Annotated in this window: 17 protein-coding genes; 3 read left to right on the plus strand and 14 right to left on the minus strand. The window is 69.5% G+C overall.

Going from position 1 to position 22,876, the window contains the following annotated elements:
- Nucleotides 1-3: 3 nt before the first annotated feature.
- From KBX26_RS14730 to KBX26_RS14740, 3 genes are read right to left on the minus strand one after another with little or no spacing between them, the layout of a single operon-like run.
- Nucleotides 4-828, minus strand: a complete 825-nt coding sequence (locus KBX26_RS14730; protein WP_030333883.1) for a carbohydrate ABC transporter permease — start codon at nucleotides 826-828, stop codon at nucleotides 4-6.
- The gene (locus tag KBX26_RS14735) at nucleotides 825-1,778 is read right to left on the minus strand and encodes a carbohydrate ABC transporter permease (RefSeq protein WP_030333881.1); all 954 of its coding nucleotides are present in this window, start codon (nucleotides 1,776-1,778) and stop codon (nucleotides 825-827) included. Before KBX26_RS14735 ends, KBX26_RS14730 begins: the two co-directional genes overlap by 4 nt.
- Nucleotides 1,775-3,130, minus strand: a complete 1,356-nt coding sequence (locus KBX26_RS14740) for an ABC transporter substrate-binding protein (protein WP_210865639.1) — start codon at nucleotides 3,128-3,130, stop codon at nucleotides 1,775-1,777. Before KBX26_RS14740 ends, KBX26_RS14735 begins: the two co-directional genes overlap by 4 nt.
- Nucleotides 3,131-3,501: 371 nt before the next feature.
- Between KBX26_RS14740 and KBX26_RS14745 the strand changes: the two genes are divergently transcribed.
- Nucleotides 3,502-4,527 (plus strand): LacI family DNA-binding transcriptional regulator, encoded by a 1,026-nt coding sequence (locus KBX26_RS14745; protein ID WP_210865640.1) that lies wholly within the window; start codon nucleotides 3,502-3,504, stop codon nucleotides 4,525-4,527.
- Nucleotides 4,524-5,555 (plus strand): family 43 glycosylhydrolase, encoded by a 1,032-nt coding sequence (locus KBX26_RS14750; protein WP_282102205.1) that lies wholly within the window; start codon nucleotides 4,524-4,526, stop codon nucleotides 5,553-5,555. Before KBX26_RS14745 ends, KBX26_RS14750 begins: the two co-directional genes overlap by 4 nt.
- A gap of 64 nt (nucleotides 5,556-5,619) precedes the next feature.
- Here KBX26_RS14750 and KBX26_RS14755 read toward each other — a convergent pair whose 3' ends face one another.
- The 6 genes from KBX26_RS14755 to KBX26_RS14780 form a co-directional block, all read right to left on the minus strand.
- Nucleotides 5,620-8,010, minus strand: coding sequence for an RICIN domain-containing protein (locus tag KBX26_RS14755; RefSeq protein WP_210858548.1), 2,391 nt, complete (start codon nucleotides 8,008-8,010; stop codon nucleotides 5,620-5,622).
- Between the two features lie 84 nt (nucleotides 8,011-8,094).
- A complete protein-coding gene (locus tag KBX26_RS14760; protein WP_210858550.1) occupies nucleotides 8,095-8,946 on the minus strand; it encodes a sugar phosphate isomerase/epimerase in 852 nt (283 codons plus the stop codon).
- 6 nt (nucleotides 8,947-8,952) lie between these two features.
- On the minus strand, nucleotides 8,953-10,137 hold the full coding sequence (locus KBX26_RS14765; protein ID WP_307857817.1) for an ABC transporter substrate-binding protein: 1,185 nt from the start codon (nucleotides 10,135-10,137) through the stop codon (nucleotides 8,953-8,955).
- A gap of 12 nt (nucleotides 10,138-10,149) precedes the next feature.
- Complete coding sequence (locus tag KBX26_RS14770; RefSeq protein WP_030333866.1) at nucleotides 10,150-11,133, minus strand: ABC transporter permease; 984 nt, start codon at nucleotides 11,131-11,133, stop codon at nucleotides 10,150-10,152.
- Nucleotides 11,134-11,135: 2 nt separating this feature from the next.
- Complete coding sequence (locus KBX26_RS14775) at nucleotides 11,136-12,107, minus strand: ABC transporter permease (protein ID WP_210865641.1); 972 nt, start codon at nucleotides 12,105-12,107, stop codon at nucleotides 11,136-11,138.
- Nucleotides 12,108-12,162: 55 nt separating this feature from the next.
- Complete coding sequence (locus KBX26_RS14780) at nucleotides 12,163-13,674, minus strand: sugar ABC transporter ATP-binding protein (RefSeq protein WP_210865642.1); 1,512 nt, start codon at nucleotides 13,672-13,674, stop codon at nucleotides 12,163-12,165.
- 553 nt (nucleotides 13,675-14,227) lie between these two features.
- On the opposite strand from KBX26_RS14780, the gene KBX26_RS14785 reads away from it, so the two are divergent.
- Nucleotides 14,228-17,755 carry a ThuA domain-containing protein gene (locus KBX26_RS14785; protein WP_307857818.1) on the plus strand — a complete coding sequence of 1,176 codons (3,528 nt, stop codon included), beginning with the start codon at nucleotides 14,228-14,230 and terminating at the stop codon, nucleotides 17,753-17,755.
- 129 nt (nucleotides 17,756-17,884) lie between these two features.
- On the opposite strand, the gene KBX26_RS14790 is transcribed toward KBX26_RS14785, so the two are convergent.
- The 5 genes from KBX26_RS14790 to KBX26_RS14810 all read right to left on the minus strand — a co-directional run bounded on the left by KBX26_RS14790 (nucleotide 17,885) and on the right by KBX26_RS14810 (nucleotide 22,876).
- Nucleotides 17,885-18,892 (minus strand): aldo/keto reductase, encoded by a 1,008-nt coding sequence (locus KBX26_RS14790; protein ID WP_210865644.1) that lies wholly within the window; start codon nucleotides 18,890-18,892, stop codon nucleotides 17,885-17,887.
- Nucleotides 18,889-19,767, minus strand: coding sequence for an amidohydrolase (locus KBX26_RS14795; RefSeq protein ID WP_210865645.1), 879 nt, complete (start codon nucleotides 19,765-19,767; stop codon nucleotides 18,889-18,891). Before KBX26_RS14795 ends, KBX26_RS14790 begins: the two co-directional genes overlap by 4 nt.
- Entirely contained in the window at nucleotides 19,764-20,525 is a 762-nt protein-coding gene (gene kduD / locus KBX26_RS14800; protein WP_030333853.1) for a 2-dehydro-3-deoxy-D-gluconate 5-dehydrogenase KduD, read from the minus strand. The genes KBX26_RS14795 and kduD overlap by 4 nt, the downstream gene beginning before the upstream one ends.
- Nucleotides 20,522-21,547, minus strand: coding sequence for a (R,R)-butanediol dehydrogenase (locus KBX26_RS14805; protein WP_030333851.1), 1,026 nt, complete (start codon nucleotides 21,545-21,547; stop codon nucleotides 20,522-20,524). Before KBX26_RS14805 ends, kduD begins: the two co-directional genes overlap by 4 nt.
- Before the next feature lie 105 nt (nucleotides 21,548-21,652).
- On the minus strand, nucleotides 21,653-22,876 hold the full coding sequence (locus KBX26_RS14810) for a mandelate racemase/muconate lactonizing enzyme family protein (RefSeq protein ID WP_051708622.1): 1,224 nt from the start codon (nucleotides 22,874-22,876) through the stop codon (nucleotides 21,653-21,655).

Here is a 22,876-nt window from a genome sequence, read left to right on the forward strand (position 1 = left end):
TGCCTACCCCTTCACTGACCCCTGGATCAGGGCCTTGATGAACTGTCGCTGGAAGATCAGGAAGACGATGAGGGTCGGGGTGAGGATCAGCAGCGACCCGGCACACAGCAGCACCAGGTCGGTGCCCCACTGGCCCTGGAACGCGCCCAGCGCCCCGGCCATGGTGCGTTTGGTGGCGTCGTCGACCAGGACGATGGCGAGCAGGAACTGGTTCCACGTCCAGAGGAACATCAGGATGGTCAGCGAGGCGATCGCCGGCCGGGCCAGCGGCACCTGGACCCGCCAGAACAACTGCCACGTGCTGCTGCCGTCCACCCGGGCCGCCTCGGTCAACTCGACCGGCACGTTGGTGAAGTGCGCCCGCATCCAGAACACCGCGAACGGCATGTACAGGCCGATCAGCGGCAGGATGATGGCCCAGCGCGTGTTGAGCAGGCCGAGATCCTGCATCTGGTAGTAGAGCGGCGTCACCACGGCCTCGAACGGCAGGGTCAGACCCAGCAGGAAGAGGCCGAAGACGAGCCGGCCACCGGGCACCCGCAACTGACCGAGGCCGAAGCCGGCCATGGTCGCGATGAGCACCGACACCGGCACGACACCGGCCACGATGAGCAGGCTGGACCGGAGCAGGGCGCCCATGTTCGCGGCGGTGAAGGCATCGGCGAAGTTCCCCCACTGCGGGTCGGACGGCCAGTCGAGCCCGCTGGGCACGGTGCCACGCGGCTGCAACGCCGCCGACAACATGCTCACGAACGGCAGCAGGGTCACGACGATCAGGGCGATCAGGAAGACACGCCCGGTCAGCTGTTCGCGTCGGGTCAGGTTCACGACTTCTCCCCTCGGCTGAGCCGCTGGATCGGCAGCACACACGCCAGCACCAGCAGCATCAGCACGACAGCGAGCGCCGAGGCGAGGCCCACCTGCCGTTGCGAGAAGGCCAGCCGGTAGATCTCCAGACCCGGCACCGTGGTCTGGAGGCCGGGCCCGCCGCTGGTGGAGATGTAGACGATGTCGAAGCTCGCCAAGGCCGCGATGATGGTCACGGTGAGGCAGACGCCGATCTCCTGGCGCAGGCTGGGCAGGGTCACGGCGAAGAACTCGCGGAACGGACCGGCGCCGTCCAGGCGGGCGGCCTCGTACAGCGCCGGATCAATCTTGCTCATGCCGGTCACCAGCAGGATCGTGCAGAGGCCGAGCAGGACCCAGGCCCCGATGACGCCGACGGCGGGCAGCGCCGTGTCGAAGTCGCCGAGCCAGGCGCGGGCGACGCCACCCAGCCCGACCGCCCGCAGCACCTGGTTGACCAGACCGTTCGAGGAAAGCAGCCAGCTCCACGCGATGCCCGCCGCCACCAGGGGGATGACCTGCGGCAGGAACAGGATGGTCCGGACGACGGTGCCGAACGGGCCGGTGGTGATCCGGCGGACCATGCTCGCCACCAACAGCCCGAGCGCGACCGGGATGAAGCTGAAGAAGACGATCAGGACGATCGCGTTGCCGATGATCTTCAGCAGGTCGCTGTCGGTGAAGACGGTGAGGTAGTTGTCCAGGCCCACCCAGCGGGCCACCCCGATGCCGTTCCAGTCGTAGAGCGAGTACTGCAGCGTCAGGACGAGCGGGCGCAGGACGAACACCGCGTACATCACCAGGGCGGGCAGGACGTACAACCAGCCGGTCCCGGCCGCGCGGGCCCACCGAGAACGGTGGGCCCGCGTGGGGGTCGGACGAGCGCGACGATCGTCGCGCCCGGTTGGTGCGCTGCCGAGGGCAGACGTCATCGGGACAGTTCCTTCTGGTACTCGGCCTGGACCGCCTTCACGTACCCCTCGGGCGTCTGCTGGCCGGCGATCAGCTTCTGCATCTCCGGGGTGATCGCGGCGGCGAAGATGCCGCCGGTCGCGTTCGCGGTGAAGTCCACAGCGCCGTTCTCCGCGCCGAGCTGCTGCGACGCCTTGAGGGTCTCGGCGAGCACGGTGTTCGGGGCGGCGGCCGGCACCGGCAGGTCGCTCGGGCCGCCGGGGCTCGAGCCGCCGACAGTCACCGAGATCTCCCGGGCCTTGGCGTTGGTGTGCACCCAGTTCAGGAAGTACGCGGCGGCGTCCGGGTTCTTCGCCTTGGCGGAGACGCCGAAGGTGTTCGGGGCGGACATCGCCACGTGCTTTCCACCGGGGGACTCGGTGGGGAACAGGAAGAAGCCGACGTTGCCGGGCATCGACTTGTCGAGGTTCGCCGACTCCCAGTCACCGTTGAACATGAACAGGCCGTTGCCCTTCTGGAACTCCCCCACCATGCCGGCGTAGTCGATGGCGTTGGCGTCCTTCGGGAAGTAGCCGGCCTGCGCCCACTTCTGGATGGTCTGGGTGGCCTTCAGGGCGGCCGGGGTGTCGAACGTGGCCCCCGGCTTCTGGAAGATCCAGTCGGCGACCTGGGCCGGGTCACCGAACTGGTTCTGCAGCGCCTGGTGCGGGAAGTTGATGCCGGCGGTGTTCTTGTTGAACTGCATGATCGGCTGGACCCCGCCGGCCTTCGCCTTGGCCAGCAACTGCTCGAACTCGGCCACGGTGGCCGGCGGCTGGGTCATGCCGATCTGGCTGGCCAGCTTCTTGTTGTAGAACACGCCGGTGACGCTGTAGCCGAGCCCCATCCCGAACAGCGAGCCGGTGCCCCGGGTGTTCTCACCGACGCGCAGCTGCACGAGCTGCGAGGCGGGGAACTTGTCCCAGCCGTACGCGGTGAAGTACGGGTCGAGGTTCTTGAGCAGGTCGTCCTTGACCAGGTCGACCATGGTGGGGAGCCGGATGATGTCGGGCGAGTTGTCCGAGGCCATCACCCGGGGCGCGTTCTCCACGATCACCGTGAACTGGTCCTCACGGATGTTGAACTTGACGTTCGAGTGCTGCTTGGAGAACTCCTCGGCCAACGCCTTGGCCAGCGGGAAGCCGGTCTCGGCGTACATCTCCAAGGTGATCGGGTCGGTCCCCAGCTCCGTCGTGACGGCGGCATCGGACTTCTGGGTCGACGACCGGTCCTCGCCCGGGGCGCTGCAGGCCGTCGCGGTCATCCCGACCGCCAGCAGCGACGCGAGGAGCACCGTTCTCCGTCGCGGAAACTTTGTCAGCAATTCTGCCATTTCATGACTCCTTGACATCTCCACGCGTCCCGCGACCCATGGCCGCGCGACGGCTCCACCGGGACCAGCGCGACCGGGTGGGGCCACGACACGTACGCCGTGACCTGCCGCCCGGGCGCAGCACCCGTACCGTCAGCGGAAAAGAAGCCGGCACGGCCACCGAAGGCGCCTCTGGATGCACCAGAAGTGGTCGCTAAACTGATTTAGCAGAGCATGCGCGTGGCACGGGAAGCTGTCAAGGACAACTTGGCAACGGTGCGGAAACGTCGGGTTCACACCGCACCGACACGACCGGCGCTGGATCCTGGGCGGCGACGCATCATGATGGGCGGGAGCGGTGCCTGCGGCACCGCGCCTGATTCGGAGGACTGATGGGCCGCAACAGAGCAACACTCGCCGACGTCGCGCGCAGAGCCGGGCTGTCCAAGACCGCCGCGTCGATGGTGCTCAACGGCAGGGAGGGCACCCGACTCTCGGCCGAGGCGCACCAGCGGGTGTTCGCCGCCGCCGAGGAGCTGGGCTACCGGCCCAACCTCGCCGCGCGCAGCCTGCGCACCCGCAAGACGGCCACCATCGCGTTCGTCTCCGACATCGTGGCCACCACCCGGTTCGCCGGTGACCTCATCCGTGGCGCTCTCGACGCGGCCCGCGAACGCGACCACGTCCTGCTCATCACCGAGACGCAGGGCGACGCCACCTTCGAGCAGTACGCCATCGAGGCCGTCCTGGACCGACAGGTCGACGGGGTGATCTACGCGGCGATGGCGACCCGACGGCTTTCGGTGCCCGCGGCCATCCTCGGCGGACCGGTGGTGCTGCTCAACGCCACCAGCCCCGACGGTCTGCCCAGCGTGGTCCCCGACGACGAGGGGGCCGGCCGCTCCGTCGCCGCCGCCCTGCTGGAGCTCGGCCACCGCGACGCGATCGCGCTCATCGGCCGCAACCGGCTCAAGGAGGACGACCCGGAGGTCTCGCTCGCCGCCAGCGCCCGGCTGCACGGCATCCGGCAGACCCTGGACGAGGCGGACGTCAGCCTGCTGGCCGAGTGCTTCTGCACCGAGTGGTTGCCCGAGCACGGGTACGCCGCCATGCGCGGCCTGTTGAGCAGGCCGAAGCGCCCCAGCGCGGTCATCTGCATGAACGACCGGTTGGCCTTCGGCGCCTACCAGGCGCTCGGCGAGGCGGGGCTGACCGTCCCGGAGGACATCTCGGTCATCTCGTTCGACGACGACCCGATCGCCGCCTGGTTGCGGCCCAGTCTGGCCACCACGGCCCTGCCGCACGAGCAGATGGGGCGGCGTGCTGTCGAACTGCTCCTGGACGGCGGCGTCGCCGAGCCCGCGCTGGTGGCGATGCCGCTGCGCCGACGCCGGTCCCTCGCGCCCCCGGCCGGCTGACCAACGGGCCCACGGCCGCACCGCCGCGGCAGCCTGGGCCGACGCTAAAACGGTTTAGTGCTAGGTTTCCGACCATGCTTCGTCTACCCGACCACTGGGTGTGGGACAGCTGGTACGCGCGGGACGACAACGGCCTCTGGCACGTGTTCTTCCTGCGCGCGTCCCGTGCCCTGCACGACCCGCACCGCCGCCACCGCCGGGCCACGATCGGCCACGCCGTCTCGACGGACCTGCGCTCGTGGCGGCTGGTCGCCGACGCCCTGGTCCCCGCCGACCCGCCCGGCTGGGACGACCTGGCGACCTGGACGGGCTGCACAGTGCGCGGGCCGGACGGACTGTGGTACCTGTTCTACACCGGTGTCGGTCGCGCCGAGGACGGGCTCGTCCAACGCATCGGGCTGGCCGTCTCCGACGACCTGATGACCTGGCACCGGCACGGCAACGAACCGATCGTCCAGGCCGACCCCACCTGGTACGAGCTGCTGGACACGGACCTGTGGTACGAGCAGGCCTGGCGTGACCCGTGGGTGTTCCCCGACCCGCACGGCCAGGGCTGGCACATGCTCATCACCGCCCGCGCCAACACCGGGCCGGCGAACACCCGTGGCGTCGTCGGCCACGCCACCTCCACCGACCTGCTGACCTGGACGGTGCGACCACCCCTGTCGACCCCCGCCGGTTTCGGTCACCTCGAGGTGCCCCAGGTCGCGGTCCTCGACGGGCAACCGCTGCTGCTGTTCTCCACCGACGCCACCGGCAGCGCCCGGCGCGACGACCACCGGATCTGGGTGGCGACCGGCGAGAGCACCCTCGGGCCGTGGGACATCGCGTCCGCCCAGCCGTTCACCCACCCGCACCTGTACGCGCCCCGGCTGGTCCACGGACCCGCCGACGACTGGTCCCTCATCGGCTTCCTCGACCACGTCGACGACACGTTCGTCGGGGAGATCACCGACCCGATCCCGGTCCGCTACCGGGCCGCGACCGGGCTGACAGTGGACACGGCGAGGGCGACGGTCGGGCAGTAGACCGGACAGGTCCGGGCCGAGGCGTGTCGCCCCGGCCCGGACCCGTCGGTGCCCAGCTGGCAGGTCAGCTGCGCAGCTGCCACTGCTGGTTCGTGCCGCCGTTGCAGGACCAGAGAATCAACTTCGTGCCGTTCGCCGTCCCGGCGCCGTTGGCGTCCAGGCAGAGACCCGACTGCACGCCGGTGATCGTGCCGTTGGCGTTGACGTTCCACTGCTGGTTGGCCTGGCCGTTGCAGTCCCAGATCACCACTGTGGTGCCGTTGCTGGTGCCCTGGCCGGAGGCGTCCAGGCACTTGGTGCCGTACACCATGAGCTGCCGGCTGGCCGTGTGGGTCCACCGCTGGTTGGTGGCCCCGCTGATGCAGTCCCAGAGCTGGGCCTGCGTGCCGTTCGTGGTGCTCGACCCGCCGATCTCCGCGCACCGGCCCGACTGGACGCCCACGATCTGCACGTTCTGCGGGTTGGTGCTGCCGCCGCTCTGCACGCCGGCCGCGTTGATCACCGTCTGCGCACCCGACGGCCAACTGCCTCCGGTGACAGTGACGTTGCCGTTGACGACGTTACCGCGGTCGCCGTTGGTCACGTTCGTGCTGTTGTTCGTCGACCAGTTGTTGGTGACGGTGAAGTTGCCCATGTTCTCCGCGTACCAGTAGTTGGCGGTGGCCCAGGTACCGGTGGAGGAGAACACGTTGTTGCGGGCGGTGTAGTAGCGGGAACCCTCGTCGAAGTAGAGCCCGAACCAGCCGTTGGTCCGCAGGCAGTAGTTCTCGTTGATGGTCCCGCCCGGGTTCGCCGACAGCGTGTAGATGCACCCGCCGTCGGTCATCTGCTGCATCACGTCGTGCACGTAGTTGCCGATCACCTGGTTGTTGGCCGCGGTGGTCGCCGTCGTGTAGCGGGGCTGGTAGTTGTACAGCCCGCGGTTCGCGTAGTGCTGGCTGCCGCCGGCGTCGTTGGCTCCCCAGCCGTAGCCGACCGACAGACCGGTGTACGGCATGTTGTAGACCTCGTTGTGCGAGACCAGTGCCGTGTTCACGTAGGTGGTCAGGATCGACACCACACCGCGGTACTCCAGGCCGAGGTCGTGCACCCGGTTGTTGCTGATGGTGATGTTGCGGTTGACCATCCGCTGGTCGCTCGGGTGGTGGGCGTCGGCCCGCACACCGCCGACCACGATGCCACCGGCGGAGTTGCGGGCGATCTCGGAGCGGGTGACGGTGATGTTGCTGGCCCCCAGGCCGACCCCGCTGGCGTGGGCGTTGGCGTCGTTGCCGATGCCGATCGCCGTCTGCCCGAGGTTGACGAACTGGGAGTCGCTGAAGGTGATGGTGTTGGCGGCGGAGACCTGCACGGCGGCGGGCATCTGGTTCCAGTTCGGTCGGGTGGCCTCGAACTGGGGGCAGCCGGCCTGGCAGGAGGTCAGCGCGTCGGACGGGCGGGACCAGGTGCCGGTGATGTGGGCGCCGGTCTGCTGGTCGGCGAAGCCGTTGCTGCTGCTGGGGCCGAGCCAGCTGGTGCCGGTGAAGGTGATGCCGCTGAACGAGATGTGGTGCGCCGGCGCGTCGTAGCTGCCCCCGACGTTGACCAGTGACTGCAACTGCGGCAGCTCGACGCTGACCGAACTCATGTTCTGCCCGGCGAGCGGGATGTAGTTGAGCTGGCCGTTGCTCGGGTTGAGATACCACTCCCCCGCTGAGTCCAGGAACTCGTACGCGTTGGTCAGGTAGAACGGCCCGGCGCGGTGCGGGCTGGAGAGGGTGTCGAACCCGAAGGTGTTGTTGTTCCACGCGGGCTGCTGCATCGTCAGGAAGTTCCCGCTGATGCTCTGCACGGGCGAGTAACGGTCGGTGAACGAACCGACGCTCTCCACCTCGACGCGGTTCTGGTTGCCCAGGTTGTTGAGGTAGCTGAGGGCGCTGTTGGTGAACCGCATTCCGGACGTGGTGAAGGTGAAGTCGGAGCGGTTCACCGCGGTACGCGCCCGCGTGGCGACAGCCCCGTTGACGTAGAGCTGGCGGGAATCGAGACCGGCGGGAACGCTGGCCCGCCAGATGTTCTTGCCGGAGTCGACGAGCGACCAACCGGTGACCGCCCGCGCGCCGGTGATCGTCGGACGCGCGCCGGCGGCCGCCCGCCAGATCACCTGGTAGCCGTTGTTGCCCGAGTCGGCGGCGGTGAACCGCAGCGGCGACGAGAGCCGGTACGTGCCGTTGGCCAACTCCACCACGATGTCACCGGACATCGCACTGTTGATCGCCCGGACCGCGGTCTGGGCGCCGGTCAGCGAACACGGCTGGCTGGCGGAGCAGGTGGTGCCGGCACCGGAGGGCGACGCGTACAGGGTGGTGGTGGCCGCGACGGCCGGGGACGCCGCGACGGTCACGGCGACCACTGCGGTCACCGCCGTCGCGGCGGCGCCGGCCAGCAGCCGGCGCAGCGGAGGAGAAGAGGACATGGGACGGTGCTCCTGACGTGCGGAGGGCATGGGGACGGAACGCCTCGACGGGCGGGAGGCGTGGCTGGTAGGAGGGGGCGGCGGCTACCCGAGGATCTCCCGGAGATAGCGCAGGCCGTCCGTGGCGAGACGGTCCTGCGAGGGGGCCAACGGCCGCCAGATCGCCGCGGCGGTGGCGATGGTCTCGTTCTCCGCCGTGAACGACTCGATGCAGACAGCGCCCTGGTAGCCGGTGTCCCGCAGGACGGTGAAGAAGCGGGGCCAGTCGAAGTGGTCAGCACCGGGCGCGCCCCGGTTGGTGCCGCTGACCTGGACGTGCTTGATGTGCCGGCCGGCGACGGCGAGGGCCGCGTAGGGGTCGGCCTCCTCGATGTTCATGTGGTACGTGTCGATCATGATGCCGACGTTGGACGGTAACCCGTCGATCAACTCGACGGTCTGTTCGACGGTGTTGACGACGCTCGTCTCGTAGCGGTTCAACGCCTCGACGCCGATACTCACGCCCAACTCGCCGGCCCGCTCGGCCACCGGCGCCAGGTTGCGCCGGAAATCCGCGTAGCAGGCCGCGCGGGCCGCTGGCGACATCCGCCAGATGCGGCCGACCGAGGCGTACGCGGGGCCGCCGACGCATCCAGCGCCGACGGCCGCCGCGCTCGCCACGCAGCCCATGAGGTACGCCACCGTCGACTCGACCACCGCTGGCGCGGCGTCGACCAGTTCCCGCCCCGGCGGGGTGACCGCGCAGACACCGGCGGCCACGAGGCCGTGCGCCGCCAACAGGTCCCGGGTACGGATCGGGTCCCAGTCACCGGGCTGCTCGATCGGCAACTCGACGGCGTCGAAGCCGAACTCGGCGATCCGCGGAATCAGCTCGGCCAGGGCCTTGTCGTCGACCGGCGAGGCCCAGACCCAGGGGTTGACGCCGATGGCGTACATCGGACCCTACTTCCAGCGCTGCGGGTAGCCGGGCAGGTCGGTGCAGCCGCACATCGCGTAGTGCAGGGGCGGCATGCTCGGGTCGAGATACTTGTCGAGGTTGTCCTGCGTGACGGTCGGCTGTGGCAGCTTCCACGGGCTGGACACCTGCTTGCCGTCGAGGATCTGCAGCACCGCCAGAATCGGCGTCCGCCACTGGTAGGTCGGGTAGGTCGGTGCGATCGCGGTGAGGTTCTTGTCCTTCCAGATCTTCAGGAAGTCGAGCTGGTCCTCGCCGTTCATCGGCGGAACGGGCTTGCCCGCGTCCTGGAACGCCTCGACCGCCGCGACGGCCGTCGCTCCGGCGTCCATCCAGACCCCGTCGATCGTGCCGTACCGCTGGATGTAGTCGTCGACGATCTTCTTGGTCTTGGCCGGGTCACCGTCGGTGAACTCGACGCCCACGACGTCGACCTTCGCCTTGTCGAACGCCACCTTCGCCGCCGACCAGCGGGTCTCCAGGACGTCGACGCCGGGCAGGATCCGCAGGGCGAGGACCTTGCCGCCGGGCTTCATCTTCTGGCTGACGAACTCGGCGCCGACATGGCCGAACCCGTAACCGCCGATGGGGTTGATGAACGTCACCGGGCACTTCGTGTTGACCCCACGGTCGAAGACGACGACCGGCAACCCCGCCTTGCAGGCCGCCTCGACGGCCGGGGTGAGCGTGGCGGTGGTGTTCGGCGAGACGATGAGCGCGTCGCAACCCTTGCCGAGCAGGTCGTTGATGTCCGCGATCTGCTTCTGGTCCTTGCCCTCGGCGTCGACGTGCACGAACTCCTTGATGCGGCTCTTCTGCGCCTCGACCTCGGCCTGCATCGTCTTGAACCCGACCTGACGCCACGGGTTGTTCAGGGCAGCGTTCGAGAAGCAGATCTTGTGCGGGCCGTTCTTCTTGAACTTGGCCGTGTCGACCATCGTCGGGTTGAGCACCTGCTCCCACGGCTTGTCGGCCGGGCCCGTCGGTGCCGCGTCGAGCAGCGCCAACTCGGCGTCGTAGTCGGCCTGCACGAAGAACTTCGACTGGTCCCCGGTGCCGGAACCAGTGGCGGCGGACGCACTCCCCGACGGGCTCGCGGCCGGCTCGTCGGTGGCACAGGCGGCAAGGGACAGCAGGGTGACAGCGGCAATGGCCGCCATGGAACGTCGCACTATGGTTTCCCCTTATCTGGACGAAGAACGCGTTGCCGAGACCGCCACGGCGAGCAGGATGATCGCGCCCTGGACGGTCGACCTGAGGGCGCCGGAGACGCCGTAGAAATTCATGAGAGCGAACAGCAGTTCGAGGGTCAGCGCGCCGAGCATCGCCCCGACGACAGCGCCGCGACCTCCGCCGAGCGCCACCCCACCGAGGACGACCGCGGTGATCGCACCGAACTCCAGGCCGTTGCCGGCCTGGAACGACACGCCGCTGTAGCCACCCAGGAGGATCGCCGCCACCGCCGCGGCCAGACCGCTGAGGATGAAAGCGAAGGTCCGGGTACGCCACACCCGTACCCCGCTCAGCTCGGCGGTGCGCGGGTTGTCGCCGACGGCGACCAGCGTCCGACCGAAGTCCGACCGCATCAGCAGCACTGCCGCCACCGCCAGGACCACAAGGACCACCAGCGCGTACGGCACCCGGCCCAGCAGCGGAACGTCCTCGAAGGCCCGCCGGCCGAACCGCCGGAACTCCTCGGAGAGCCCACCCTTCGGAGCGCCGTCGGACCACAGGTACACAGCGCCCACGAGGATCAGGAACATGCCGAGCGTGGTGATGAACGACGGCACCCGCAGCCGGGTCGTGACCAGGCCGTTGACCAACCCGACAAGCGCTCCGAAGGCGAGCAGGAGCAGCACCACCGGCCAGGTACGCGCCGGATCGCTGTCGATCAGTCGGGCTGCTACCACCACCTGCGCGGTGACCAGGGACCCGACCGAGAGATCGAACTCACCGGAGACGATCACGAAGTACTGACCGGCGGCGAGCAGGATGATCGGCGCCGACCGCCCCAGGAACGACATCAGCGACGGCGGGGCCAGGAAGTCGGGCTGCCGGATGCCGACCAGCACCACCAACACCGCGAGAATCGCGAGGATCGGCAGGACACCACCGGGACGCACCCGCGGCAACCGCAGCGGCAGGGAACGGGGTTGGACGGTCTGCATGACTAGGCCGCCTTTCGCATGGCCCTGCGGGCGTAGACGGCGACCGCGGCGATGATGATGACGCCCCGGATCACCTGCTTGAAGAAGGCGTCGACCTCAAGCTGGTTGAAGATGGCGTCGATGCTGGCCAGCAGCAGCACGCCGCCGACAGTGCCGACGACGCCGCCGCGCCCACCGGCGAGAGCGGTCCCGCCGATCACCACCGCGGCGATCGACTCCAGGTCGTAGAGACCCTCGGTGCCGACCCGGGGGGCACCCGAGCCGAGCCGACTGGCGAGATAGATGCCGGCGAGCCCCGCGCACATCGAACACAGGACGTGGGCGGTGACGAGGACCCGGTCGTTGCGGACACCGGAGAGCCGCGCCACCTCCGGATCCCCGCCGACAGCGACCAGGTGATGGCCGAAGCGGGTCCGCGACAGCGCGAACCAGGCCGCCGCGGTGACGGCTACCAACAGCAGGAACGACACCGGGACCGGCCCGACACGCTGGTAGCCGAGCGCCTGCACGAGTGCGGGTGCTGTCGTACCGGCCGGACCGTCGTAGCCGTTGTCCAGGTAGCCCTTGAGCAGCAACCCGACCCCGAGCGTCGCGATGAACGCGTTGACCCGGAACCTGGTGACGAGGATCCCGTTGAGCAGCCCGACGCCGGCGCTGACGACGAGCACCAGGCCGATCGCCGGCAGCACCGCACCGTCGCTGCCGTTCATCGTCTCGGCCGCGACGAGGGTGCTGAGGCTGATCACGTACGCCACCGAGAGGTCGAGCGAACCGCCCAGGATGACCAGGGTCTGACCCACCGCTACCAGCCCCAGGCCGGCGGCGACATGCAGCAGACTCACGGTGGTGGACTGGTTGAAGAGCTGACCGCCGTCGAGCAGGACGACCAGCCAGCCGATCGTCAGGGTCAGGGTCAGGGCCACGAACACGCCCGGCACTGAACGCCGGGCCGGCAGCAACGACAGAGCGCTCACTGGGCCACCTCGGTTCGCGACTGCGGGGCTCGCAAACCCGGCTCACTCCTCGCGCTCACTGGGCCGGCTCCCGCACGGCGCCGACCGCCAACGCGACGACCTCCTCCTCGGTCGCGCCGGCGGGCAGCTCGCCCGCGACGTGGCCGTCCCGCATGACGACGATCCGGTCGCTCATCCCCAGCAGCTCCGGTAGATCGGACGAGATCATCAGCACGGCCGCGCCGTCACGGGCGAGGCGGCGGACGAGGTCGTGGATGGCTGACTTCGCGCCCACGTCGATGCCCCGGGTCGGCTCGTCGAAGAGCAGGATCCGCGGGTTGAGCGCGAGCCATCGGGCCAGCACGACCTTCTGCTGGTTGCCGCCGGACAGGAAGCGGATCTCCTGGTCGTCACCGGCGCCGCGGATCTCCACGGCGGCCAGCAACTCGCGTACCCGGGCGGTCCTCGCGGCCCGGCCGGAGCGGGCGGCGAAGACGGCCCGGCTGGCGAGCAGCGCGTTGTCGAGCACCGACTGCCGGGGGACGATCCCCTCGCCCTTGCGGTCCTCGGTGACGTAGGCGATGCCGGCCCGCATCGCGGTGCGGGGTGAGCGCAGTCGGACCGGCCGGTCGTCGAGCGTGACGTCGCCGGTCGTGAACGGCGACACCCCGAAGATGGCACGGGCCAGCGCCGAACGCCCGGAGCCCTGCAGACCGCCGATGCCGAGCACCTCGCCGGCGCGCAACTGGAGGTTGACGTCCCGCAGCTTCCGGTTTCCCGCGTCGCGAAGGTTGAGCCGCACCGGGCCCCGGTCCTCGGGGGCCGCCCGGTCGGGGTAGTAGCTGGACAGTTCCCGGCCGACCATGTGCCGCACCAGCTCGTCGCCGGTGGTGTCGGCGGTGGCCACCGTCGTGACTCGACGGCCGTCCTTGAGAACGGTGATCCGACCGGACAGGTCGAAGACCTCGGCGAGCCGGTGCGAGACGTACAACAGCCCGATGCCCCGCTCCTGGAGTCGGCGCACCAGCCCGTAGAGCAGCTCGACCTCGTGGTCGGCCAGCGCCGCGGTGGGCTCGTCCATGATCAGCAGCTGCGCGTCCAGGGCCAGCGCCTTGGCGATCTCGACGACCTGCTGCTGGGCGACACCGAGCTGCCCCACCCGGGCGTCGGCCGGCAACGTGGTCTCGCCGATCGAGGCGAGCAGCTGCCGGGTGCGCTCCAGCATGCCCCGGCGGTCGACCAAGCCGCGGCGGACCGGCTCGTGCCCCAGGTAGACGTTCTCCGCGACGGTGCGCTCCGGTAGGAGGTTGAACTCCTGGTGGATGATGCCGACGCCGGCCCGCTGCGCGTCGCGCGGGCCGCGGAAGCTACGCGTGGCACCGGCGAACTCGACGGTGCCCTCGTCCGGGCTGTAGCCACCGGAGACGATTTTCATGAGAGTCGACTTCCCGGCGCCGTTCTCACCGACGACGGCGTGGACCTCGCCCGGGGCGACGTCGAGGTCGATGCCGTCGAGAACACGTACGCCGAGGAAGGACTTGCCGATGCCCCGAAGGGTGAGAAGTGGCGTCGGCGGCGGATCTGACATCCCGAAAGCCCTCACAGACAGTAGTCATCAACAAGGTTCGATGAAACTCTACGGCGACTTCGAGGCCCTGGGCATCGAACTTTCGTAGCCATCGACGGATGCTTACGTTCTTATGGTGCGAACATTCCCTTGACATCGAGGAAACATCACACGTATGAAGATAGATGTTTGGATTGAGGTCCGCAATCCTCGACCGGGGCTGATTGCCAGGGCCGCAGCTTGAGCGGCAGCGACGCCGCAGCGAGGGAGTCGATCACGGCCGTCGTCATCCGGGCGCGACGTCGGACGTTTGCTTCTTTGATTGACAGTCATCTATTTGTAGCTCATCCTGACCCCGTGGATCACCGGACGAAGCCCTCAGCCACCATCACGCTGGGTGACGTCCCACGGGTCTGACTGCCGTCTTCGGCGAGCGGCACGAGGACCGACCACCACCCTCGTGCCGTCGCACGCGTCCAGGCACAACCTGACGTGCTGCGGGGCCCGTGGTCGCTACCGGAGTTGCCCGTCCAACCTAGGAGACGCCATGCGTCGCAACACACTGCTCATATCAGTGATCGCCGGTTTGTTACTGGCGCTCGGACTCGCCCCACCCGCGTCGGCGGCCCCGGCCTTCCGGGCCCTGCTGTTCACCAAGACCACCGGCTACCGCCACGACTCGATCCCGGCCGGGATCAGCATGATCCAACAGCAGGCCGCCGCGAACAACTTCGAGGTGGTGGCGACCGAGGACTCCAGCGTCTTCACCGCCAGCAACCTGGCGACCTTCGACGTCATCATCATGTTCCAGACCTCCGGCATGGTCTGGACCTCGGCGGCCCAGCGCCAGGCGGTGGAGGGCTACCTCGCCAGCGGCAAGGGCATCGTCGCCATCCACAACGCCACCGACATGGGCATCGAGGGCGAATACCCGTGGTGGGACCAGACCATCAACGGTGGCGCCCACATGCCCGAGCACTCCCCCGGCGTACTACAGGGCACCGCCATCGTCGCCGACAAGAAGCACCCGTCGACGTCCAGCCTGCCGGATCGGTGGACCCGCAGCGAGGAGTGGTACAACTTCGACGCCAACCCGCGCGGCAACGTGCACGTGCTGGTGACCGCCGACGAGCGCACCTACAACCCGGGATCACGGGCGATGGGGCCGGACCACCCGATCTCCTGGTGTCGTAACGCCGCCGGCGGGCGGGTGTGGGCCACCGCGATGGGCCACGCGATCGGCTCCTACAGCGAGACGAATTTCCAGAACCACGTCCTCGGTGGTGTCAAGTGGGCGGCCGGCAACCTCGCCGGTGACTGCGGCGGCACCGTCTGGGGCAACTTCGAGAAGCGCACCCTCGACGACAACACAGTCGACCCGATGGCGATGGGTGTGGCACCGGACGGCCGGGTCTTCTACGTCCAGCGCGGCGGCCAGGTGAAGATCTTCAAGCCCTCCACCAACAGCACGGTGACCGCCGGCACGCTCAGCGTCTACACCGGCGGCGAGGACGGCCTCACCGGCATGGCGCTGGACCCCAACTTCGCCAGCAACGGGTACATCTACCTGTACCACTCGCCGGCGAGCAGCAGCACCGACGTCAACCGGGTCTCCCGTTACACGGTCAGCGGTGACACGTTGAACACGTCCAGCGGTGTGACGATCATCGACATCCCGGCGTACCGGGACCGGACCTTCCCCGAGCCCGGCCACACCGGCGGGTACATCAAGTTCGGCCCGGACGGCAACCTCTACATCGGCACCGGCGACGACACGCCCCCGAACCTCGACCCCAACTGGCAGGGCTACGCCCCGCTGGACTGGCGCTCGGGCAAGTCCAACCTGGACGCCGCGCGCAGCGCCGGTAACACCAACGACCTGCGGGGCAAGCTGCTGCGCATCCGGCCCTCGACCAGCGGTGGCTACACCATCCCGTCGGGCAACCTCTACCCGCAGGGCACCGCGCAGACCAAGCCGGAAATCTACGCGATGGGCTTCCGCAACCCGTTCCGCTTCTCGATCGACCCGGCCAACGGCTGGGTCTACCTCGCCGACTACGGACCGGACCGCAACCCGCCCACCACCAACCGAGGGCCCGAGGGCCTGGTCGAGCTCAACGTGATCAAGCAGGCCGGCAACTACGGCTGGCCGTTCTGCCACGGTGACAACCAGCCGTACGCGCCGTTCAACCCGGACACCGGCGTGGTCGGCGCGAAGTTCAACTGCAACGCGCCGGTCAACAACTCGCCCAACAACACCGGCCTGACCAGCCTCAAGCCGGTCGTGGCACCCAACATCTGGTACGGCTACGGCGCCTCACCGACCTTCCCGGAGCTGGGCTCCGGCGGCTCGGCGCCGATGGGCGGGCCGATCTACCGGTACGACGCGTCGAACCCGTCCCAGACGAAGTTCCCGCCCTACTACGACGGCGTGCACTTCTTCTACGAGTGGGCGCGCAACTACGTCAAGGAGGTGCACTTCGACTCCTCCTCGGCGGTGACCCGCACCAACCCGTTCCTGCCCAACACCCGGTTCAACAAGCCGATGGACATGGAATTCGGCAAGGACGGTTCGCTGTACCTGCTGGAGTGGGGCACCAACTTCGGTGGTGGCAACAGCGACTCCGGGCTCTACCGGATCGACTACATCCAGGGCGGTCGGTCACCGATCGCCAAGGCCACCGGCACACCCACCAGCGGTAGCGCACCACTCACCGTCCAGTTCAGCAGCGCCGGCACGGCCGACCCGGACCCGGGCAACACGCTGAGCTACCAGTGGACGTTCGGCGACGGCACCACCTCCACCGCTGCCAACCCGTCGAAGGTCTACACCGCCAACGGCAACTACACCGCGCAGTTGAAGGTCACCGACAACACCGGCAAGACAGGCTTCGCCAACGTCCAGATCACCGTCGGCAACAGCGCCCCGGTGCTCACCATCACCACTCCACCGAACGGGGGCATGCTGACCTTCGGTGACAAGGTGCCGTACCAGATCACAGTGACCGACCCGGACGGCGGCACTGTCGACTGCTCGAAGGTGTTCCTCAACCCGGCACTGGGTCACGACGACCACGCGCACGAGACCACCGAGTACCCGGGCTGCTCGGGGACCATCTCCACCGACCTGCTCGGCGGGCACCCCGACGGCGCCAACCTGTTCTATGTGCTGAACGCGCGGTACACCGACAGCGGCGGCGCGGGCGGGGCGGCCCCGCTCACCGGCACCGCCCAGGCGATTCTGCAACCGAAACACAAGCAGTCCGAGTACTTCAGCAGCCAGTCCGGCATCCGGGTCGTCGACCAGGCCGCCGCGGAGAGCACCAAGCGCGTCGGTGACATCTCCAACAACGACTGGATCGCGTTCAGCCCGATGAGCCTGTCCGGCATCTCGACGGTCAGCTACCGGCTGTCGTCGCCGTCGGGCGGTGGCACCATCGAGCTGCGCTCCGGCTCACCCACCGGAACGCTGCTGGCCACCACGTCGGTTCCCGCCACCGGTGGCTGGGACAACTACCAGTCCACGGCACCGGTGAGCGTCGCCGCCAGCAGTGGGACGCAGACGCTCTACATGGTGTTCAAGGGCAGCGGCAACAACTGGTTCGACCTGGACTCGCACACCTTCGGCGGCAACGGCGTCGGAACCCCCGGCACCGGCACCGGCACCGGCCTGGCTGGCAAGACCTACACGGTCACCGCGCAGCACAGCGGCAAGCTGATGGACGTCAGCGGGGTCTCCACCGCCGACGGCGCCCAGATCAACCAGTGGGCGGCCACCGGTGGCAACAACCAGAGGTGGCAGGCAGTCGACGCCGGTAACGGTGCGCTCTACCTCAAGGCGGTGCACAGCGGCAAGTGCGTCGAGGTGATCGGCAGCTCCACCACGGCGGGTGCCTTCCTCCAGCAGGCCACCTGCAACAACGGCAACCAGCAGAAGTTCACCGCTACCGCGACCGGAACCTCCGGCGTGTACACGGTGCGCAACGTCCTGAGCGGGCTCTGCGTGGACGTCAACGGCGCATCCACCGCCGACGGCGCCCGGCTGTTGCAGTGGACCTGCCACAGCGCCGCCAACCAGCAGTGGCGGTTCACCGCAGTGTGATCCCGCCGCTCTCGCGGTAACAGCTGACGTCCCGGTCGGGACCGGTCTCCGAGGAACGGAACCGGTCCCGGCCGGGACGTCGTCGTCACCGTCGCACCCACTGGTGGGCGGCAGAGGCGAACGCAGCCGTCAGTCGGGCGGGGCCGGGGAGCGCCGACCGGGCGGCTCGGCGAGCAGCCCGGCCGCCGCCAGGTCCTCCCACAACTCCTCCGGCACGACGACCCCGGACCGTCGCACCGTCTCCGCCACCTGCGCCTCGTTGCGGACGCCGACCACCGTCGACACCACCGCCGGATGCCGGCGGACGAAGGCCAGTGCCGCCTGCGGCAGGGTCACCCCGTGCGTCTCGCAGACCGTGGCGATCCGCCGCGCCCGCTCGATCACCGCCGCCGGCGCCTGCTGGTAGTTGTAGACGGCGTCGGCCGGCGGCCGGTCCCGCGACAGCAGACCCGAGTTGTAGACGCCCGCGATGACCACGCCCACCCCCCGGTCCTCGGCGGCCGGCAACAGGTCACCGGCAGCGCCCTGTTCGAGCAGGGTGTACCGCCCGGCGCACATCATCACGTCGACGTCGGTCTCCCGCACGAACCGCGCCAGCATCGCCGACTGGTTCATGCCAGCGCCGATGGCACCCACGACACCCTGGTCGCGGAGGTCGACCAGGGCGGGTACGGCCTCGTGCGCGGCCTGCTCCCAGTGGTCGTCCGGGTCGTGCAGGTAGACGATGTCGATCCGGTCCAGCCCGGTCCGGTCCAGGCTGGCCTCGATGGAGCGCAGAACGCCGTCGCGGCTGAAGTCCCACACCCGCCGATGGGTCGCTGGCACGTCGAACCCGTCGGAGTCCCGCAGGTGCGCGTCCTCGGGCGATGGCACCAGGAGCCGCCCGACCTTCGTCGACACCACGTACTCGTCGCGCCGCCGTTGGCGCAGCGCGGCGCCGAGGCGGCGTTCGGACAGCCCGAGACCGTAGTGTGGCGCGGTGTCGAAGTACCGGACGCCCGCCTCCCACGCGGCGTCGACGGCCGAGGCGAACTCCTCGTCCGTCGTCGCCCGGTAGAGGTTGCCTCCCTGGGCCGCGCCGAAGCCCAGCTCGGTGAGACGTGTCCCCGGCCGGCGCGGCAGCGCACGCGTCATCATGACGTCTCCAGCCCGTAGGCGCGGCGTGCCGTCGCGCCCCAGACCGACGCCTGGTCGGCCGCGTCCTGGCCGTCCAGCAGCTCCGCCACGGTGTCCACCCACCGCTGGTACGAGCTGGCGAGCAGGCAGACCGGCCAGTCCGAGCCGAACATCAGTCGGTCCGGCCCGAACGCGTCCAGCGCGTCCTCGACGGCGGGTCGCAGGTCCCCCGGCGTCCAGGCCGAACCCGGCACCTCCGTCACCAGCCCGGAGAGCTTCGCCGTGGTGTTCGGCGAGGCCGCCAACGACCGCAGGTCCCGGCTCCACTGCGCCATCTCCGGACGACCGATCGCCGGCTTGGCCAGGTGGTCGAGGACGAAGCTCACCTCGGGCAGGTCGCGCGTGAGGCGCGCGGCCATGGGGAGTTGGTGCTGGCGTACCAACAAATCGAAGACGAGGCCGGCGGCCCCCACCGCGGCGATCCCCCGGCGGACGTCCGGGCGGTCCAGGTACGCCGGGTCGGTCTCGGACTGCACGAGGTGGCGGATGCCGACGAGACGCTCCCCGCCCCGGGCGGACCGTAGCCGGTCGAGGCGCTCCGCGACATCGTCGGCGGTCAGGTCCACCCAGCCGACGACCCCACGGATCACTGTGTCCTCGGCCGCGATGCCCAGCAGGTCCACCGTCTCCGCCACCGAGGGAATGGACTGCACCACCACTGTCGCGGTGACCCCGGCCCCCCGTGCCAGCGGCGCGAGATCGGCGGGTTCGAAGTCGGCGTCGATGGCCGCCATGGTCACCGGGTCGATCCACGACTGCGGGTGCCGGGCCCGGACCCAGAGGTGGTGGTGTGCGTCGACGATCCCGGCGCGGCCGGGCTCCGGTGCGCCCGTCATCGGCCCAACCAGCCGCCGTCGACGGGCAGCACCACGCCGTTGACGTAGTCCGACGCGGACGACGCCAAAAACACCGTGGCGCCGCCGAGATCGTCGGCCCGGCCCCACCGCCCGGCCGGGATGCGGCCGAGGATCGCCTGGTTGCGATCGGGGTCGTCGCGCAGCGCCTGCGTGTTGTCGGTGGCGATGTAGCCGGGCGCGATGGCGTTGACGTTCACCCCGTGGGCCGCCCACTCGTTCGCCAGCGCCTTGGTGAGGCCGGCCACGCCGGACTTCGACGCGGCGTAACCGGGGACGGTGATGCCGCCCTGGAAACTCAACAGCGACGCGGTGAAGACGATCTTCCCTCGGCCGCGCTCGACCATCGTCCGGCCGATCTCCCGGCTGAGGATGAACTGGCTGCTGAGGTTCACCTCGATCACCTGGTCCCACATCTCGTCCGGGTGCTCCGCGGCCGGGGTCCGGGCGATCGTGCCGCCGTTGTTCACCAGGATGTCGACCGGTCCGAGCGCGATGATGTCGCGGGCCAGGCGGTGCACGGCCGCCCGGTCGCCGAGGTCGGCCCGCAACGCGGTGAACCGGCGGCCGGCGGCGCGCACCCGACGCTCGACCTCGCTGCCGTCGGCTTCGAGCTGCGCGGAGACGCCCACGATGTCGGCACCGGCCACTGCCAGCGCCTCGGCCATGGCGAGACCGATACCGCGCCGCGCCCCGGTCACCACGGCGGTCCGTCCGGACAGGTCGAACAGGGCCGTCACTGGTTACCCTCCCGCACGTCGAGCAGCACCTTCATCACGCCGCCACCCTCCAGCGCCGCGAAGGCTGCGCTGGCCGACTCGACCGGCTCGATCCGGGAGATGAGCCGCTGGGCCGGGATCGCACCCGAGGCGACCAGCCGGATCGCCTCCACCATGTCGTCGCGCTGATACAGCCGGGCGCCGAGGAGCTCCAGCTCACGCCAGAAGAACCGGTGCAGGTTGACCTCCCGGGGCTGGGGGTGGATCGCCACCATCACCAGCCGCCCACGGGTGGTGAGGACGTCGACCGCCGTGGTGACACCGGCGGCGGAGCCGGACACCTCGAAGGCGATGTCGGCGCCCGCGCCGTCGGTACGGTCGTTGACCAGCGCCACGACATCGGTCGACAGCGGGTCGACGGCCTCGACCCCGATCCCTTCGGCCACCTCGCGGCGGAACGGGTCCGGCTCGACGAGGAGGACCCGCGCGCCACGGCTGCGCGCGACGGTGGCGATGAGGACGCCGACCGGTCCGCCACCGACGACGACCACCTGGTCGTCGGCGGTCACGTTCCCCCGGCGTACGTCGTGCACGGCGACCGCCACCGGCTCGACGAGCGCCGCGTGGTCGAGGGGCAACTCCTGCGGAAGTGGCAGGACCAGCTCCACCGGCACCGTCCAGGACGACTGCATGGCACCCGGTGAGTCGATGCCGAGGAAGTTCATGGCGTGGCAGACGTGGGAGTTGCCCCGCTGGCAGGCGGCGCAGCGTCCACACGGCCGGGTCGGCATCACGGTGACCGGCTGACCGACCTCCCAGCCGGTCACGCCCTCACCGAGGGCCGCGATGCGGCCGGACATCTCGTGCCCGATGACGGCGGAGTCACCAACCCGGGCGTCCATGTCGCCGTGGTAGATGTGCAGATCCGTACCGCAGATCCCGGTGTACGCCACCTCGATGCGTACCTGACCCCGGCCCGGTGGCTCCGGGTCGCGGTGCTCGATTCCGAGGTTTCGCGCCCCCCGGTAGACGACTGCCTTCATCGTTCCTCCGTCTCGACGGTCGGTACGTCGGTCGTGCCGACCGGGCATGGTCGTGGGTGCACCGCCGTCGCGATGCACCCACGTCTCCCTGTTCTGTCGGTCAGCTCAGTGCCGTGCGGTCGGTGACACGTCATTGTGGGGGTGCAGCGACGTGACCGGCACCTGACGTGTGGGGATCACCCCGTCGACACCGGCCAGCAGCCGCCGACCGGCCCGCTCCGGCCGGACGTTGGGGCTGTCGGCCGTCTGCGCCTGCGGGCGGCGGTTGGCCGCCCGGATCCGGTCCTCGTCCACTCGGACCCCCAGCCCCGGTGTGTCACCGAGGATGAAGGCGCCATCCTCGACGTGCAGGTCGAGGGAGACGCCGACCGGCGGGTGCAGGTCCTGCAACTCGCTCGTCAGGTGGTTCGGCACCGAGGTCGCGGCGTGCAGCAGCCCGATCGGGCTGTTGCCGATCGGGCTGACCGGCAGGTCGTGGGCGTGGGCCAGGGCGGACGCCCGCAGGAAGTGGGTGACCCCCCAGACGGCCGCCATCTGGACGATGTCGACAGCGCCGGCGGCGATCAGCGGACGGTACTGTTCGAGCCCGGTGAGGTTCTCGCCGGTGGCTACCGACGCGGACACGCCCCGGCTCACCGCGGCGAGACCCTCGGCGTCCCAACGCCGGACCGGCTCCTCGATCCAGATGAGATCCAGCGTACGTTCCAGTTCGCAGACGTGCCGGACAGCCTGCTTGCGCGTCCACGCCTCGTTGACGTCGAGCATGAGGCCCGGCCGCTGCCCCTTCCCGGCCTCGGTCAGGACCTCCTTGACCAGCCCGAGGCGGCGCCTGTCGTGCTCGATGTCGAGCCCGCCCTTGAGCTTGGCCGCCCGGAGGCCGTGGCTCGCGTAGACCTCGTACTCCGCGACGAGTTCGTCGTCGGTGAGCCCGATGTCCAGACCGGACGCGTAGGCGGTGACCCGCCGGTCGCTTCCGCCCAGCAGCCGCCACAGCGGTTCGCCGGCGGCCTGCGCCTTGATGTCCCAGAGCGCGGTGTCCAGCGCGCCGATGGTGCCGAACACCGGCCCCGCGTGGCCCGCCTTGAAGGTGTGCCGCAACATGCGGTCGTACAGGGACGTCACGGCACGGGGGTCTTCGCCCTCGACGGCTGCGAAGATCCGCTCTATCTCGACGTGCGGCCCGAGGCCGATTCCCGAGATTCCCTCGTCGGTGTCGACGATGACGATCGAGACGGGGACCACCCCGTCGGCGAACACCCCGTTGGCGTCGCCGACGGGTCGCCCCCACTCCTGGACCGTCGTGAGCGTCCGATATCCCGTGATCCGCAT

The organism is Micromonospora sp. C97, assembly GCF_018070385.1.
Classification (GTDB): domain Bacteria; phylum Actinomycetota; class Actinomycetes; order Mycobacteriales; family Micromonosporaceae; genus Micromonospora; species Micromonospora parva.